The organism is Serinibacter arcticus, assembly GCF_004786095.1.
GTDB classification, from domain to species: domain Bacteria; phylum Actinomycetota; class Actinomycetes; order Actinomycetales; family Beutenbergiaceae; genus Litorihabitans; species Litorihabitans arcticus.
The window spans coordinates 158,640-174,972 of the sequence record NZ_RHPJ01000001.1 but is presented as its reverse complement, the minus strand read 5'-3'; the positions used below and the strand labels follow the sequence as shown (position 1 = coordinate 174,972).

The window sequence follows — 16,333 nt, the reverse complement described above, 5'->3', positions numbered from 1 at the left end:
GCGCGCTCCTCACGGACAGCGCGTCCGCCCCCAGTAGAACCGGACGGGCAGGCCCGTCACAGCCGTCAACGAGAGGTTCGTCCCCGCGTCCAGGCGCGTGGGTCGGGCAAAGCGAGGTGGTACCGCGGTCCACCGGCTCCCGCCGGCAGGTCGCCCTCGTGCACCGCAGCACGCGTACCACCGGAGCACTCCTTGACCAGCAGCCACTACCCCCGCCATCGCGACGACGACACCGGCCCCGTGGCCTCGCCGTCGATCCCGTCGATCGAGGCCGAGGTGCTCGCGTCCTGGGAGGCGGGTGACACGTTCCGCCGCAGCGTCGAGGCCCGCCCCGCGGGCGAGGACGGCGGCAACGAGTTCGTCTTCTACGACGGCCCCCCGTTCGCGAACGGTCTGCCGCACTACGGCCACCTCCTGACGGGCTACGTCAAGGACGTCGTGCCGCGCTACCAGACCATGCGTGGACGCCGCGTCGAGCGCCGCTTCGGCTGGGACACGCACGGCCTGCCCGCCGAGCTCGAGGCCGAGCGCATCCTCGGCATCACCGACAAGAGCCAGATCGAGCAGATGGGCATCGAGGCGTTCAACGCCGCGTGCCGCGAGTCCGTGCTGCGCTACACCGACGAGTGGCAGACCTACGTCACGCGCCAGGCGCGCTGGGTCGACTTCGAGCACGACTACAAGACGCTCGACCCCTCCTACATGGAGTCGGTCATCTGGGCCTTCAAGCAGCTCCACACCAAGGAGCTCGCCTACGAGGGCTTCCGCGTGCTGCCCTACTGCTGGCACGACCAGACGCCGCTGTCCAACCACGAGCTGCGCATGGACGACGACGTCTACCAGATGCGTCAGGACCCGGCCCTGACGGTCGGTCTCCGACTGCACTCCGGTGAGTACCTCCTCGTCTGGACCACCACGCCGTGGACGCTCCCGTCCCACCAGGCGATCGCGGTCAACCCCGAGGTCGAGTACGTCGTCGTCGAGGCGGGGGAGGGTTCACCGTTCGCGACGGCGCAGCCCGGCGCCCGCGTGATCCTCGCGCAGGCGCGGCTCGCGGCCTACGCGCGCGAGCTCGGCGAGGAGCCGACCGTCGTGGAGACGGTCCGCGGCAGCGACCTCGTCGGCGCCCGGTACGCCCCGCCGTTCCCGTACTTCACCGAGGCGGGCACCGGCCGCGCCCCGGCCGACAACCCCGAGCAGTTCCAGGTCATCGCCGGCGACTTCGTCACCACCGAGGACGGCACCGGCCTCGTGCACATGGCGCCCGCGTTCGGTGAGGACGACATGCTCGCGTGCGAGGCCGTCGGCATCACGCCGGTCGTCACGGTCGACGACGCCGGGCGCTTCACCGCGCTCGTGCCCGACTACGCGGGCGTGCAGGTGTTCGAGGCGAACGCCGCGATCATCGCCGACCTCAAGAACGCGACCGGCCCCCTGGCCGACGTCGCGGCGGAGCACCGCGCCGTCGTCGTGCGCCACGAGACCTACGACCACTCCTACCCGCACTGCTGGCGCTGCCGGAACCCCCTGATCTACAAGGCGGTCTCGAGCTGGTTCGTGCGCGTCACGCAGATCCGCGAGCGCATGGTCGAGCTCAACCAGGAGATCGCCTGGACGCCCGAGCACATCAAGGACGGCCAGTTCGGCAAGTGGCTCGCCGGCGCGCGCGACTGGTCGATCAGCCGCAACCGCTACTGGGGCACGCCGATCCCGGTCTGGGTCTCCGACGACGAGAGCTACCCGCGCACCGACGTGTACGGCTCCTTCGAGGAGCTCGCGCGCGACTTCGGCGACGTCCCGCGCAACGCCGAGGGCGAGCCGGACCTGCACCGGCCGTGGGTCGACCGTCTGACGCGGCCGAACCCCGACGACCCGACGGGTCGCTCCACCATGCGCCGCATCCCCGACGTGCTGGACGTCTGGTTCGACTCGGGCTCCATGCCGTTCGCGCAGGTGCACTACCCGTTCGAGAACACCGACTGGTTCTCCCGCCACTTCCCCGGCGACTTCATCGTGGAGTACATCGGTCAGACGCGCGGCTGGTTCTACCTCCTGCACGTCCTGTCGACGGCGCTGTTCGACCGCCCCGCGTTCCGTACGGCCGTCAGCCACGGGATCGTGCTCGGCTCCGACGGCCGCAAGATGAGCAAGAGCCTGCGCAACTACCCGGACGTCACCGAGGTCCTGGACCGCGACGGCTCGGACGCCATGCGCTGGTTCCTCATGGCCTCGCCGATCCTGCGCGGCGGGAACCTGGTGGTCACGGAGGAGGGCATCCGCGCCGAGGTGCGCGGCGTGCTGCTGCCGCTGTGGAACGCCTGGTACTTCTTCAGCCTCTACGCCAACACGGTGAACGACGGCGCGGGCTACTCCGCGCAGCGCGTCGCGCCCGACCGGGTGATCGGGCTGCCCGCGATGGACCGCTACCTGCTGGCCCGCACGCACGACCTCGCGATCGCGGTCACCGAGGCGGCCGACGACTACGACATCGCCGGTGCGTGCGCGCACATCCGCGACCACATCGACCTGCTCACCAACTGGTACGTGCGCACGCAGCGCGAGCGGTTCTGGGCCGAGGACACCGACGCCTACGACACGCTGTGGACCGCGCTCGAGGCGCTGACCCGCATCATGGCGCCGTTCGCGCCGCTCCTGACCGAGGAGATCTGGCGCGGGCTGACCGGCGGCGACTCGGTGCACCTGACCGACTGGCCGGTGCGCGGGGACGACGTCGACCCCTCCCTCGCCCCCGACGCCGACCTCGTCGCGTCGATGGACGCGGTCCGAGCCGCGGTCTCGACGGCGCACGCGCTGCGCAAGGCGCACCAGGTGCGCGTGCGCCAGCCCCTGCGCTCGCTCGCCGTGGTGGTCGCCGACCCGCGTGCCCTCGAACCGTTCGCCGAGCTGATCGCGACCGAGCTGAACGTCAAGGAGATCCGGGTCGAGGACCTGGCCTCCGACGCGGCGGCGCGCTACGGCGTCGTGACGAAGCTGACCGTCAACGCCCGCGCGGCCGGGCCGCGCCTCGGCAAGGGCGTGCAGCAGGTCATCAAGGCGGCCCGCGAGGGCAACTGGAACGAGGTCGAGGGCGAGATCCACGCCGGCGGCGTCGCGCTCGTCGAGGGTGAGTACGAGCTCTCCACCGTCGCCGCGGGGCAGCCCGACGCCGGGACCGACGGCCCGAGCGAGGTCGGCGTCGCCGTCCTGCCGGGCGGCGGGTTCGTGGTGCTCGACCTGGCGCTGGACGCCGAGCTGCGCGCCGAGGGCTGGGCGCGCGACGTGATCCGGGCGGTGCAGGACGCGCGCAAGAGCGCCGATCTGCACGTCGCCGACCGCATCGAGCTGCGGCTCGGCATCCCCGAGCACCACCGCGCGGCGGCCGAGACGCACCGCGCGACGATCGCCCGCGAGACGCTCGCCGTCGCGCTGGAGCTGGACACGATCGCCGAGGCCGACCTCGCCGCGGGGGCGCCCGCCCTCGTGGCACTGACCAGGGTGGAGGGACGCGCATGAGCCGCGCCGGGGCGGACAGCCGCCGCAACGACCAGGACGCCGGGCTCGAGGCCAGGGCGCGGGAGATCTACCACGAGATCCTGCGCCGCACGCCCGAGCACGACTTCGACCCGACCATCGAGCGGGTCCGCCGCGTCGTCGACATCCTCGGCTCGCCGCAGCTCGCCTTCCGCTCGATCCACCTCACGGGGACCAACGGCAAGACGTCGACGGCCCGCATGATCGATGCGCTCCTGCGCGAGCTCGGGCTGCGCGTGGGCCGGTTCACGTCGCCGCACCTGTCCTCCGTGCGCGAGCGCATCGCGATCGACGGCGAGCCCATCTCCGCCGACGCGTGGGTGCGTACGTGGGACGACATCTCCGCGCACATCGCGATCGTCGACGGCGAGCTCACCACCTCCGGGAAGTACGGCGCCGGGGGCGAGCTGTCGTTCTTCGAGGTGCTGACCGCGATGGCGTTCGCCGCGTTCGCGGACGCGCCCGTCGACGTCGCCGTGCTCGAGGTCGGCATGGGCGGGGAGTGGGACTCCACCAACGTCGTGGACGCGGAGGTCGCCGTCGTCGCGCCGGTCGCCCTCGACCACGAGCGCTGGCTCGGTCACACGCTGGCCGAGATCGCGACCGTGAAGTCGGGCATCGTCAAGCCGGGGGCGACCGTGGTCTCCTCCGCCCAGGACGACGAGGTCGCCGCCGTGATCGCCGCGCGTGCCGCGAGCGTCGGCGCGCGCCTGGTCGTGGAGGTCCCCACGGACGAGGACGGTGACGTCGAGGTGAACCTGCCGGGGCTCGCGGTCCTCGCCCGCACGGTCGCCGTCGGTGGCCAGGTCGTGTCGCTGCGCGGCATCGGTGCCACCTACGAGGACATCTTCGTCCCGCTGCACGGCGCCCACCAGGCGCACAACGCCCTGCTGGCCGTCGCCGCCGTCGAGGCGTTCCTCGGGGGAGCGGCGCTGCCGGGCGACGTCGTGGAGGCCGCCTTCGCCGGGGTCACATCGCCGGGCCGGCTGGAGCTGGTCCGGAACTCCCCGACGATCCTCGTCGACGCCGCGCACAACCCCGCCGGCGCGCGGGCCGCCGTCGAGGCGCTGAACGAGGCGTTCGCGTTCGACCGCCTCGTCGGGGTCTTCGGCGTGATGGGGGACAAGGACGTCGAGGGCATCCTGGTCGAGCTCGAGGGCGCCCTGGCCGAGATCGTCGTGACCCACTCCTCCTCGCTGCGCTCGATGGAGCTCGACGACCTCGCCGACCTCGCCCGCGACGTCTTCGGCGACGAGCGCGTGCACGTGGTCGAGCGGCTCGACGAGGCCCTCTCGCTCGCCGTCGACCTGGCGGAGAACGACGCCGAGGGCGTCGGCGTCGGTTCGGGTGTCATCGCGCTCGGGTCGGTCGTCCTCGCGGCGGAGGTGCGCGCGCTGCTCGGCCGGTCCTGACCGATCGTAGGATGCCGCCGTGGAGACCATCGCGCTGCTGCTCGTCGTCGGGGTGCTGCTCGTGGTCGGGGGCGCCTGGCTCGCTCCCCGGCTCGGCGTCGCGGCCCCGGTCGTCCTGCTCCTGGTGGGCATCGGCTGCTCCTACGTGCCCGGGATCCCCGAGGTGGAGATCGAACCGGAGCTGATCCTGGCGATCGTGCTGCCGCCGATCCTCTACTCGGCCGCCGTCAACGTGCCGGTCACCGACTTCCGGCGCAACCTGCGCGCGATCACGGGCCTGTCGGTGCTGCTGGTGGGGATCTCGACCGTCGTGGTCGGGTTCCTGCTGCACCTCCTGCTGCCCGCCCTCCCGTTGGCGGCCGCGTTCGCGCTCGGCGCCGTCGTCAGTCCCCCCGACGCCGTTGCCGCCACCTCGATCGGCAAGCGGCTGGGGCTCCCGCCCCGCCTCGTGACGGTGCTCGAGGGCGAGGGGCTCGTCAACGACGCGACCGCGCTCGTCCTGCTGCGCTCGGCCGTCGCCGCGATCGGCGGGGGCATCTCCTTCGGGGGCATCGCCGCCGACTTCGGCTACGCGGTCGTGGCGGCGATCGGCATCGGTCTCGCGGTCGGCCTCGGGACCGTCTGGGTGCGCTCGCGGCTCGACCAGCCCACGCTGACGACGGCGATCTCCTTCGTGGTGCCGTTCCTCGCCTTCTTCCCGGCGGAGGCGGCGAACGCGTCGGGGGTGCTGTCCGTCGTGGTGGCCGGTCTCGTGACCGGGTACAGGAGCGCGCGCCACCTCAGCGCGCAGGACCGCATCAGCGAGCGGCTGAACTGGCGGACGATCCAGCTGCTGCTCGAGAACGGCGTCTTCCTGCTGATGGGCTACCAGATCGCCTCGGTGATCGACGCCGTCTCGGACGACCACCTGAGCGTCGCGGCGGCGGTCGGGGTCGGCGCCGTCGTCACCGTCGTGCTGCTGGTGGTCCGGATGGCGTTCATGGTCCCGCTGGTCGCCTCGCTGCGACGCGAGCAGCGCCGCGCCGTCGGGCGTGCGGAGCAGCACGGGCGACGGGCGGCCGCCTTCGCCGCGGTGGTGGAGCGGCATCCCGACCACCCGCGCTTCACGCCGGAACGGCTCGCCCAGGCCGAGCGACGCATCGCGCGTCGCGGGGCCGACCTCGACTTCCTGCGCGACGAGGGCCTCGGGCTGCGCGGTGGTGCGGTGCTGGCGTGGTCGGGGATGCGCGGCGTCGTGACGCTGGCGGCGGCCCAGACCCTGCCGTCCGACGTGCCGCTGCGGCCGCAGCTCATCCTGGTGGCGTTCACCGTCGCCCTGCTGACCCTCCTCGGGTACGGCACGACGCTGCCGCTCGTGATCCGGCGCCTGGGCGTGCGTGGCCCCGATCGCGAGACCGCCAACCGGGAGGTGGACGAGCTCCTGAGCGAGATCGTCGACGCCGGGGCGGCACAGCTGGCCAACCCCGAGCTGCGCCGCTCCTCCGGCGAGCCGTTCGACGCCGGGCTGGTGGCGGACCTGACCACGGCACGTCGGCGCATGGCGGACACGATGGCCACGAACAGGGCGGCCGTCGGCACGGGGGAGGTGCCCGCCCGGCAGGAGCTGTACCGCGTGATGCTGGCGGCGGAGGAGGCCGCGCTGCTGGACGCGCGCGCGAGCGGGCAGTACTCCTCGCACGCGATCGAGCGAGCGCAGACGATGCTCGACTCCGAGCTGGCCCGGTCCGGCGGGGAGTAGCGGCGGGCACCCCCCCGACCCGGTCGGGCCTGCGCTGTGGCTCACGGAGGCTGCGTGCCAAATGCGTTTCTGTGCGTGGATCTGCTTAGACTCGCCCATGGCTACGCCCGGGGGACCCAGCACCACGACGTCGAGACGCGCGAGCGGCGGTGCCACCGGCGCCGGACCGGGGGATGCGGGTGCGGGCACCCGCCGGCTCCCCGCCGGCCGCAAGGCCGAGCTCGCCTCCTACGTCGCCGAGGTCGGTGAGGTGACGGTCGCGCAGCTCGCCGAACGCTTCGACGTCTCGAGCGACACGATCCGCCGCGACCTCGACCGGCTGGACGCCGACGGCGTGGTCGTCCGCACGCACGGGGGTGCCGTCAGCCCGTCGGGCTTCGCCAAGCCCGACTCCGAGCTCGACACCCGGCTCCGGCTGCAGGCCACCGCGAAGGACCAGATCGGGGCGCTGGCCGCCACGCTCGTGGAGGACAACAGCGCCATCGTCATCAACTCCGGCACGACGGCGCTGGCGCTCGTGCGGCACCTGCGTCACCACCGCGAGCTGACGATCGCCACGAACAACCTGCGGCTGCCGGGGGAGATCCACCCCGAGGTGTGCCGCGACCTGTACCTGTTCGGCGGGACGGTGCGGTTCGTGTCGCAGGCGACGGTCGGTCCCGTGAGCTTCCGCCCCGCCGAGCACGAGGGTGCGCTGGAGGTGCGGTGCGACCTCGCGCTCATCGGTGTCGGTGCCATCTCGGTCGACCAGGGCTTCTCGACGAGCAACCTGGGCGAGGCCTCGATGATGGGCTCGATGATCCGCCGTGCCGAGCGCGTCGCGATCCTGGCGGACTCCTCCAAGTTCGATCGCCGACTGTTCGCGCGGATCGCGGACCTGGGCGCCGTCGACTACCTGGTCACCGAGAAGGCGCCCACCGGCGAGCTGGGCGAGGCGTTCGCGGCCGCCGGCGTCACCGTGCTGACCCCGTAGCACCGCCCGCGCCGCAAGACCCCGCCCCGATCACGTCCGACCCCGCCGCAGCTCCGCTCGGGGGCGCACGCGACCGTCCAGGTAAAGATTGCATAACGACGCAGAAGTCGGCATTGCAAAACAGCAAACTCTCGCACTAAGGTCGCAGCAGTGCGCATGGAAGCGCGCGGAACGGCATCTCAAGGAGGAGAGTCATGGGCGTTTCTTCGCGTAGGCGGGTGCTGCTGCCGACGGCGGGTCTGGCGGTGCTCGCACTGGTCGCCGCGTGCGGTGGTGGCGACACGGCCGGCACGGGCGACGGGAGCACGGAAGCGGGTGGGGACGGCGAGGTCACCCTCGAGTTCCAGCAGTGGTGGGAGCCGGAGCTGCCGGACGGCGAGTTCCGCGCACTCATCGACCGGTTCGAGGAGGAGAACCCTGGCATCACGGTCGAGCTCCTCTCCGGTCCCTACGCCTCGACGAAGGAGCAGGTCGTCGCGGGCGCCGCGGCGGGCACGATGCCCGACGTCGTCGGGCTCGACGGCGCGTGGGTGTACGACTTCGCCCAGCAGGGTGCCATCGCCGACCTCAGCGAGCTCATGACGGAGGTCGGCTACGACGACTCCGAGCTGGCCAGCCAGATCGAGGTCGACGGCGCGACGTACATGATCCCGGTGGTCAACTTCGTCTACCCGCTGTTCACGAACGACGCGCTGCTCGCCGACGCCGGTGTCAGCGAGGTGCCCACCACGCGCAGCGAGTTCACCGACGCGGCGAAGAAGATCACCGACTCCGGCACCCCCGGCTGGATCTACCCGCTCTCGCTCGAGCAGCCCAGCGGGATCCAGAACAACGTCATGTCCTGGGTGTGGGCCTCCGGCGGCTCGATGCTCGCCGACGGTCAGCCCGACCTGACCAACGAGGACGTCGGCTCCGCGCTCGAGTTCCTCCAGGGGATGTGGGACGACGGTTCCACCGCCCCCGGTGCCTTCACGATGAAGGAGCAGGACATGGTGGAGGAGTTCACGAACGGCCGGGTCGGCATGATGATCGACTCCCTCGCCCACGTGAACCTCATCCGCGAGAGCAACCCCGACCTCGACTTCACGATCTCGGCCATCCCCGCCGAGGACGGCTACGACGGGGAGCGCGGGATCCCCTACGCCTCCTGGGGCATCGGTGTGGCTGACAACTCCGAGAACAAGGAGGAGGCCTTCAAGCTCGTCGAGTTCCTCATGAGCCAGGAGACCAACTCCGAGCTGTCCACGATGGCCAACGCCTTCCCCGGCAACTCCACCTCGACGCCGGACTTCACGGACTCCGACCCGATCTTCGAGGAGGCCTTCGCGATCTACCAGGAGGGCTACCCGGCGAACGAGTTCACGGGTCTGCCGGTCGCTGAGGAGCTCATGCGGATGTTCTCCACGGAGTTCCAGAAGGCGCTGAACGGCGACCAGTCCCTGGACGAGGCCGTCGAGACCGCCCAGGCCGAGTGGTCCTCGGAGTTCTAGGTCCGCGTCGTCACCGGTGATCCGGTCGGCCCGCCCCCACGGGCCGGCCGGATCCCACCCCACGAAGGAGGGAGCACGCGACATGACGACGACACGGACCACGCACCGGCCCCCGCGCGAGGACCGGCCCCAGGCGCCACCGCCGGCGGCCCGACCGCGCTGGACGGCCGCCCTGCTGCGCAGGCGCGCGACCCCGTTCGGCTACCTCTCACCGACCATCGTGCTGATGGTCGTGCTGATGGCGGTGCCGATCGTGATGGTCATCAGCTACTCGGTGATGGACAACGTCATCACCAACCGGTCCCCGGAACCCGTGGGACTGGCGAACTACGGCACGATCCTCGGCGACCCGGCCTTCTGGAAGGCGGCGACCAACACGCTCGCCTTCACCTCGGTCAGCGTCGTCGTGCACCTCGTCCTGGGTCTGACGTTCGCGATCCTCCTGAACACGGAGCTCCTGGGCAAGGTCACCAAGGCCGTCTTCCGCGTCATCCTCGTGCTGCCCTGGCTCTTCACGGTCGCGATCATCGCGGTGCTGTGGCGGATGCTGCTCAGCCCCAACGGCGTCGTCAACGCGATCCTGGAGAGCGTCGGACTGATCGGGGGCGAGGTCGAGTGGCTCTCGAACCCGACCACGGCGCTCGCGGCGGTCACGTTCATCAACATCTGGGCGGGCTACCCGTTCTACATGATCAGCCTGCTGGCCGGTCTGCAGGGCATCCCGCGCGACCTCTACGAGGCCGCGAGCATCGACGGCGCCGGCCCGGTCCAGCGGTTCTGGGCCATCACGATCCCGCAGCTGAAGCCGCTCATCATCAGCCTCGCGCTGCTCGACTTCATCTGGACCACGCAGCAGTTCGCGCTCATCTGGATGACCACCGGCGGCGGTCCCATCGACGCCACCGAGGTGCTCAGCACCTTCACGTACAAGCTCGCGTTCACCCGCTACGAGTTCGCCGAGGCCTCCACGGCCGCCGTGATCATCCTGGCGTTCTCGATGGTGCTCGCCTACTTCTACGCCCGCAGCCAACGAGCGAGGGACTGATCATGGCCACGACCCTGTCCCACCTGCCGAAGAACCGGCCGGACCTTCGTCAGCACCGCACCCCCGGGCGCAAGAACCCCGGCAAGCAGGCCGCCACGCTCGTGGCGCTCGTGGCCGGAGCACTCTTCGCGGGCCTGCCGGTGCTGTGGATGCTGTCGAGCTCGTTCAAGACCAACGGCGAGATGTTCGCCAACCCGCCGCGCCTGGTCACCGAGGGGTTCAACCTCGGCGCGTACACGGAGATCCTGACCGATCCGGTGAAGGTGCGCTTCTTCGTCAACAGCTACGTGATCGCCTTCGCGGTGACGGGCCTGACGCTCCTGGTCGGCATCCTCGCGGGCTTCGCGTTCAGCCGGTTCGACTTCCCGCTGAAGAAGACGCTCAACGTGGTCATCGTCAGCGTGCAGGCGGTCCCGCCGATCACGCTGCTCATCCCGTACTTCGGGCTCATGGTGGCGCTCAAGCTCTACAACACCTACCCGGGCCTGATCCTCACCTACATGGTGTTCACGATCCCCTACGCGATCATCATGCTCACCGGCTACTTCAACACGCTGCCGCGCGAGCTCGACGAGGCGGTCAAGGTCGACGGCGCCGGCCCGTGGACGGCGCTGTGGCGCATCCTCGTGCCGATCGCGGTGCCGGGCCTGGTCTCCGTCGGGATCTACACGTTCATGATCGCGTGGAACGAGTTCCTGTTCGCCCTCACGCTGACGCGCACCGAGGACATGCGGACCGTGCCCATCGGCATCCAGCTCCTCATGGGTCAGCACTCCTACGAGTGGAACCAGATGATGGCCATGAGCATCCTCGGCTGCCTGCCCGTGCTGGTCCTGTTCCTCTTCTTCCAGCGCTACTTCATCGGCGGCATGACCGCCGGCGCCGTCAAGGTCTGACGGCCTCCCCGAACCCCCACCCGTCCACGAAAGGACATCGTCATGCTCATCTCGGGCTCCGACCTGCTCACCGTCGCCGCGAAGAACTCCTTCGCCGTCCCCGCGTTCAACGTCAGCGACTACTCGATGCTCAACGCCGTGCTGGCGATCAGCGAGGAGAAGCAGTCCCCCCTGATCATCGCGATCCACCCCAACGAGATCGCCAATCTCGGGTGGGACGTCATGCCGTCCGTCATCCAGGCCGCCCGCCGGGCGAGCGTGCCCGTCGCCATCCACCTGGACCACGGCGCCACCTACGAGCAGGTGCTGCAGGCCATCCAGGGCGGCTTCACGTCCGTGATGATCGACGGCTCGATGCTCCCCTTCGAGGAGAACGTCGCCCTGACGGCCCGAGTGGTCGAGGCCGCCCACGCCGTGGGGGTCTCCGTCGAGGGTGAGCTCGGGACCATCGGCAAGACCGACGGCTACGCCGAGGAGGGCGCCGACACGATCATCTACACCGATCCGGCCGACGCCGTCACGTTCGTCGAGCGCACCGGCGTCGACACCCTCGCGATCGCCATCGGCACGCGCCACGGCATCTACCCCAGCGACCTGCAGCCCGAGCTGAAGCTCGACCTGCTGCGCGAGATCGACGCCGCCGTCGACGTGCCCCTGGTGCTGCACGGCGGCTCGAACAACCCCGACGCGGAGATCGGCGAGGCCGCGAGCAGCGGCGTCAACAAGATCAACATCTCCAGCGACATCAAGGTGGCCTACTACCTCAAGGCGCGCGAGGTGCTGGCCGACACCAACCTCCGCGAGCCCGACACGATCCAGCCGCCGTGCCGCGACGCGCTCAAGGCCGTCGCGGCGCAGAAGATCGACCTGTTCGGCGCTGCCGGCAAGGCCGAGCTCTACTGACACCGGCGGAACGGAAGGGAACGGAGCGAGCACGTGCGCGAGAGCAGCACCAGCAGGGCGGAGGCGTCCGCGCCGGCCGAGCGGATCGTGCTCGGCCTGGGCGGGACGGTCGACGTCGAGGTCGTGTGGGACGCCGAGGCGCTCGGGGCCGTGGCCCGCGAGCTCGGCGTGACGGTGGCCGACCTCGACGAGCACCGGCCGATCGACGACGAGCGGTCCCTCGTCGTCGTGCTGCTCGCGCTCCTGGCGGCGGGGCGCGGCGGCGAGCGGTTCGCCGCGTCCTCGGACCTGGTGCGCGCGTTCGGCGCCAGGTTCGCCTCCGTCGTCACGCTGGGGGGCACGAACGTGCGGGCGGCGATCGCCATGGCGGTGCTCGGCGTCCCCGCGACGCTCCACCTGGTCGACGTCGACGACACCGTCCGTCGGCTCGCCCCGCCCGGGTGCGTGCTGCTGCACACGGGGGAGAGCCCCGCGCTCGACCCCCACCTGATCGTGCAGTACCCGGCCGGGGCGGTCGTGGAGCTGGCCGACGGCGTCGTGATCGCTCCGGGTGCCAACCGGTTCATCGTCACCAACGATCCACCGAACCGGCTGCTGACGCTGGCACCGGGGCTGGGCGACGCCGTCGCGCGCGCCGACGTCGTCGTGCTCTCCACGCTCAACGCGATCCAGGAGGCCGACGTGCTGGCGGAGCGGCTGCGGCAGCTCGAGGACGTGATGGCCCGCCGCCGGCCGGACTCCCTGGTGCTGTGGGAGGAGGCGGCCTACCACGCGCCGCACGTGCGGGACGAGGTCAGCGCCGTGCTGGTCCGTCTCGCCGACGTCTACAGCATGAACGAGGACGAGCTCGAGGCGTTCGTCGGACGGCCGGTCGACCTCCTGGACCCGGTCTCGGTCTCGGTCGCCCTCACGGTGCTGGCGAGCGTCGTGCCCGCACGCACGCTCGTGGTGCACACGCGGTGCTGGGCGCTCGCGGTGGGGGAGCGGGCGCACGAGCTGCGCGCCGCGCTGCGCGGAGGCGTCGAGATGGCGAGCACGCGGTACGTGCACGGTGACGCGATGACCGCCGAGGACCTGGCGGCGACGGCGTCGCTGGAGGTGCGCTCCGACGCGCGGTCCGCGGCGCGCGCCCTCGAGCGGCGCCGCCCCGACGTGGTGTGCGAGCCGGGGTACCTCCTCGACGTCGCCCACCCCACGACGATCGGGCTCGGCGACTCCTTCGTCGGCGGGTTCGTGGCCGCCCTCGCGCTCGTCCCGGCGACCCCGGTGGGCGGCTAGCGCAAAGTGGTCAGGAGGGGCAGAGTTGGCCAGGGCGGCGGCTCGCCGAGCACGCCCCACCCAACGACGGGAGATGCGACGTGAAGAAGCTCATCAACGACCCCGAGGCCGTCACCAGCGAGGCGGTCGAGGGCTTCGTCCGTGCCCACGAGGACCTCGTCGTCCAGCTCGACCAGCTCGTGGTCGCGCGCGCCGGCGGCGCCGTGCGAGGCAAGGTCGGGCTCGTCTCCGGAGGTGGCAGCGGCCACGAACCGCTGCACGCGGGCTTCGTCGGCGTCGGGATGCTCGACGCCGCGGTCCCCGGCCCGATGTTCACCTCACCCACGCCCGACCCCATCCTGGCCGCCACCCGCGCGGCCGACGGCGGCGCCGGCGTCCTGCACATCGTGAAGAACTACACGGGTGACGTGCTGAACTTCGAGACCGCCGCCGAGCTCGCCGACGCCGAGGACATCGAGGTCGCCACGGTCGTCGTCAACGACGACGTGGCCGTCGAGGACTCGCTCTACACGGCCGGACGCCGCGGCGTCGCCGGGACCGTCCTGGTGGAGAAGATCGCCGGGGCGGCCGCCGAGCGCGGGGACGACCTCGCCACCGTCGCAGCGATCGCGACGCGCGTGAAGGACTCCGTGCGCTCGATGGGCGTCGCGCTGAGCGCCTGCACCGTGCCGCACGCCGGCCGCCCGAGCTTCGACCTGGCCGAGGACGAGATCGAGATCGGCATCGGCATCCACGGCGAGCCGGGCCGTCGGAAGATCCCGCTGGCGAGCGCCGACGAGATCACCGACCTGCTCCTCGACCCGGTGGTGGCCGACCTGGGCCTGACCGCGGGGGAGTCCGTGCTCCTCCTGGTCAACGGCATGGGCGGGACCCCGGCGTCCGAGCTCGCGATCGTCTACCGGCACGCGCGCCGGCGGCTCGAGGAGCAGGGCGTGGCCGTGCGGCGCTCGCTGGTGGGCAACTACGTCACCTCCCTGGAGATGCAGGGGGCCTCGGTCACGGTGCTGCGTCTGGACGACGAGCTCACGGAGCTCTACGACGCCCCCGTCGCCACGGCGGCACTACGGTGGAACCTGTGACCACACCCCCCGCAGCCGCCCCGGCCGGACCCGGTCCCGACCCTGCTGGCACGCTCGACGTCGCGTGGGCCAGACGGTTCGTGGCCGAGGCGGCCCAGGTCGTCGCCGAGAACCGCGTCGCGCTGTCGGAGCTCGACCGCGTCATCGGCGACGGCGACCACGGCGAGAACATGGCGCGCGGCTTCGCGGCCGTGACGGCGGCGCTCGAGAAGGCCGAGACCGCCACGGTCGGCGACGTGCTCAAGCTCGTCGCCACCACGCTGATGTCCACGGTCGGTGGCGCCGCCGGCCCGCTGTACGGCACGGCGTTCCTGCGCGCCGCCAAGGTGAGCGACGCCCCCGCCGTCGACGGTCAGGGCGTGCACAGCCTGCTGGACGCCGCGCTCGAGGGCGTCGTCGCCCGCGGCAAGGCGCAGGTGGGCGACAAGACGATGGTCGACGCGTGGCACCCCGCCGTCGAGGCCGCCGCAGCGGCGGCCGACGCGGGGGGGACCCCGGCCGCGGTGCTGCGGGCCGCGGCCGACGCCGCGGCCGTGGGCGCCGCGTCGACCGACGAGCTCGTGGCTCTCAAGGGCCGCGCGAGCTACCTCGGCGAGCGGAGCGTGGGCCACCGCGATCCGGGCGCCGCCTCCTCCGTGCTGCTGCTCGACGCCGCCGCACGAGCGGCCGGCGAGGCATGAGCGCCGTCGGCCGCGGGCCCGGCAGCCACCTCGGCGGGCGCACGCACAGCAAGGACGAGCGCGCCACCGGGCTCGTGCTCGTGTCCCACTCCGCGCTGCTCGCGGGCGGGGTCGTGGAGCTCGCGGCCCAGATGGCGCCCGACGTCGTGCTCCGCCCCGCCGGCGGCACCGACGACGCGCGGCTCGGCACCAGCTTCGACGTCGTCGAGCGCGCCATCGCCGCCGAGCTCGACGCCGGGTGCTCCGGCGTCGTGCTGCTCGCCGACATCGGCTCGGCCAGGATGACGGCCGAGGCCGTGATCGAGGCGCTCGACGACCCGCGCGTCGTCCTCGCGGGCGGTGCCTTCGTCGAGGGTGCGGTCGCCGCCGCCGTGACCGCGCAGACCGGCGGCGACGTCGCCCAGGTCGTCGCGTCGGTCGCCGCCGCCTCCCGCCAGGTCGCGCTCGAGCTGCCGAGCGAACCGGCGTCGCCGTCGGCCGACGCGTCGGACGCGGCGGCCGCCGCCGCGCCGTCCCGGTCCTCCGACGGTCCGCGGACCACGCCGCGGATCCGCCTCGACATCCCCGCCGCGACCACGCGCCACTCCGTGGTCGTCCGGAACCCGCAGGGTCTGCACGCCCGGCCCGCCGCCACCCTCGTGCGGCTCGCGGGATCGTTCGACGCGGCCGTGCTGCTGGACGGCGCGAACGCCGCGAGCCTGCTCGCCGTCATGGGCCTCGGCCTCAAGCAGGGCGACGAGGTGGTCGTCCAGGCGAGCGGCCCGGACCGCGCGGCCGCCGTGACCGCCGTCGTCGAGGCGTTCGAGGGTGGGTTCGGTGAGCTCTGACGTGACGGACGACAACACCTCGACGGGAGTCGGGTCGGGGACCACGGGCGAGGCGCCGGACCTGGACGCGCCGCGCCCGCCCCGCTCGGCGCGCCGCATGTTCTGCTCCACGCTGCTGGCCCTGGAGGCGTTCGTCGTGTTCTTCGCGGCCCTGGCCGCGTACGGGCTCCGCGCCGTGGACACCGGGGTGATCCTCGGCGTCGGGATCGGGGGAGCGCTGGCGTGCATCCTCGCGGCGGGGCTGCTGCGCAGCTTCGTCGGCTACCTGCTCGGGACCTTCATCCAGGGCTGCCTCGTGGCCGTGGCCTTCCTCGTGCCCGAGATGCGCGACCACATGCTCGCGGTCGGCCTGACGTTCGCGGTGCTGTGGATCATCTGCTGGCGGGTCGGCGGACGCGTCGACGTCGAGCGGGCCGAGCGGTACGAGGCGGAGCTGGAGCACCACGCCCGCACCCGCGGCGACGCCTGAGGGTAGGGTCGT

At 72.0% G+C, this 16,333-nt stretch carries 13 protein-coding genes; all 13 read left to right on the top strand.

The annotated features are described in order from the left end of the window. Positions 1–192 precede the first annotated feature (192 nt). The 13 genes from ileS to SERN_RS00760 all read left to right on the top strand — a co-directional run bounded on the left by ileS (position 193) and on the right by SERN_RS00760 (position 16,321). Positions 193–3,513 (top strand): isoleucine--tRNA ligase, encoded by a 3,321-nt coding sequence (ileS, locus tag SERN_RS00820; protein ID WP_135848251.1) that lies wholly within the window; start codon positions 193–195, stop codon positions 3,511–3,513. Next, entirely contained in the window at positions 3,510–4,943 is a 1,434-nt protein-coding gene (locus SERN_RS00815; protein WP_135848250.1) for a bifunctional folylpolyglutamate synthase/dihydrofolate synthase, read from the top strand. Before ileS ends, SERN_RS00815 begins: the two co-directional genes overlap by 4 nt. A 19-nt stretch (positions 4,944–4,962) precedes the next feature. Then, a complete protein-coding gene (locus tag SERN_RS00810; RefSeq protein ID WP_135848249.1) occupies positions 4,963–6,681 on the top strand; it encodes a cation:proton antiporter in 1,719 nt (572 codons plus the stop codon). Between the two features lie 97 nt (positions 6,682–6,778). After that, positions 6,779–7,654, top strand: a complete 876-nt coding sequence (locus SERN_RS00805) for a DeoR/GlpR family DNA-binding transcription regulator (protein ID WP_135848248.1) — start codon at positions 6,779–6,781, stop codon at positions 7,652–7,654. 218 nt (positions 7,655–7,872) lie between these two features. Next, the gene (locus SERN_RS00800) at positions 7,873–9,144 is read left to right on the top strand and encodes an ABC transporter substrate-binding protein (RefSeq protein WP_233251377.1); all 1,272 of its coding nucleotides are present in this window, start codon (positions 7,873–7,875) and stop codon (positions 9,142–9,144) included. An 82-nt stretch (positions 9,145–9,226) separates the two neighbouring features. Continuing rightward, complete coding sequence (locus SERN_RS00795; protein WP_135848246.1) at positions 9,227–10,189, top strand: carbohydrate ABC transporter permease; 963 nt, start codon at positions 9,227–9,229, stop codon at positions 10,187–10,189. A gap of 2 nt (positions 10,190–10,191) precedes the next feature. Then, the gene (locus SERN_RS00790) at positions 10,192–11,085 is read left to right on the top strand and encodes a carbohydrate ABC transporter permease (protein ID WP_135848245.1); all 894 of its coding nucleotides are present in this window, start codon (positions 10,192–10,194) and stop codon (positions 11,083–11,085) included. A gap of 42 nt (positions 11,086–11,127) precedes the next feature. After that, positions 11,128–11,988 (top strand): ketose-bisphosphate aldolase, encoded by an 861-nt coding sequence (locus SERN_RS00785; protein WP_135848244.1) that lies wholly within the window; start codon positions 11,128–11,130, stop codon positions 11,986–11,988. A gap of 33 nt (positions 11,989–12,021) precedes the next feature. Continuing rightward, positions 12,022–13,266, top strand: a complete 1,245-nt coding sequence (locus SERN_RS00780) for an ADP-dependent glucokinase/phosphofructokinase (RefSeq protein ID WP_135848243.1) — start codon at positions 12,022–12,024, stop codon at positions 13,264–13,266. An 80-nt stretch (positions 13,267–13,346) separates the two neighbouring features. Further along, positions 13,347–14,345 (top strand): dihydroxyacetone kinase subunit DhaK, encoded by a 999-nt coding sequence (gene dhaK / locus SERN_RS00775; protein WP_135848242.1) that lies wholly within the window; start codon positions 13,347–13,349, stop codon positions 14,343–14,345. Continuing rightward, the gene (gene dhaL, locus SERN_RS00770; protein WP_135848241.1) at positions 14,342–15,025 is read left to right on the top strand and encodes a dihydroxyacetone kinase subunit DhaL; all 684 of its coding nucleotides are present in this window, start codon (positions 14,342–14,344) and stop codon (positions 15,023–15,025) included. The genes dhaK and dhaL overlap by 4 nt, the downstream gene beginning before the upstream one ends. Then, the gene (dhaM, locus tag SERN_RS00765; RefSeq protein ID WP_135848240.1) at positions 15,022–15,852 is read left to right on the top strand and encodes a dihydroxyacetone kinase phosphoryl donor subunit DhaM; all 831 of its coding nucleotides are present in this window, start codon (positions 15,022–15,024) and stop codon (positions 15,850–15,852) included. Before dhaL ends, dhaM begins: the two co-directional genes overlap by 4 nt. Then, positions 15,842–16,321: a DUF4233 domain-containing protein gene (locus SERN_RS00760; RefSeq protein WP_135848239.1), complete on the top strand. Its 480-nt coding sequence runs from the start codon at positions 15,842–15,844 to the stop codon at positions 16,319–16,321. The genes dhaM and SERN_RS00760 overlap by 11 nt, the downstream gene beginning before the upstream one ends. Positions 16,322–16,333 lie beyond the last annotated feature (12 nt).

What these genes read in the sequence shown, in the direction of transcription:
- SERN_RS00795 (WP_135848246.1), top strand. Translation starts at nt 9,227, where the DNA reads ATGACGACGACACGGACCACGCACCGGCCCCCGCGCGAGGACCGGCCC.
- dhaM (WP_135848240.1), top strand. Translation starts at nt 15,022, where the DNA reads ATGAGCGCCGTCGGCCGCGGGCCCGGCAGCCACCTCGGCGGGCGCACG.
- SERN_RS00815 (WP_135848250.1), top strand. Translation starts at nt 3,510, where the DNA reads ATGAGCCGCGCCGGGGCGGACAGCCGCCGCAACGACCAGGACGCCGGG.
- SERN_RS00785 (WP_135848244.1), top strand. Translation starts at nt 11,128, where the DNA reads ATGCTCATCTCGGGCTCCGACCTGCTCACCGTCGCCGCGAAGAACTCC.
- SERN_RS00805 (WP_135848248.1), top strand. Translation starts at nt 6,779, where the DNA reads ATGGCTACGCCCGGGGGACCCAGCACCACGACGTCGAGACGCGCGAGC.
- SERN_RS00790 (WP_135848245.1), top strand. Translation starts at nt 10,192, where the DNA reads ATGGCCACGACCCTGTCCCACCTGCCGAAGAACCGGCCGGACCTTCGT.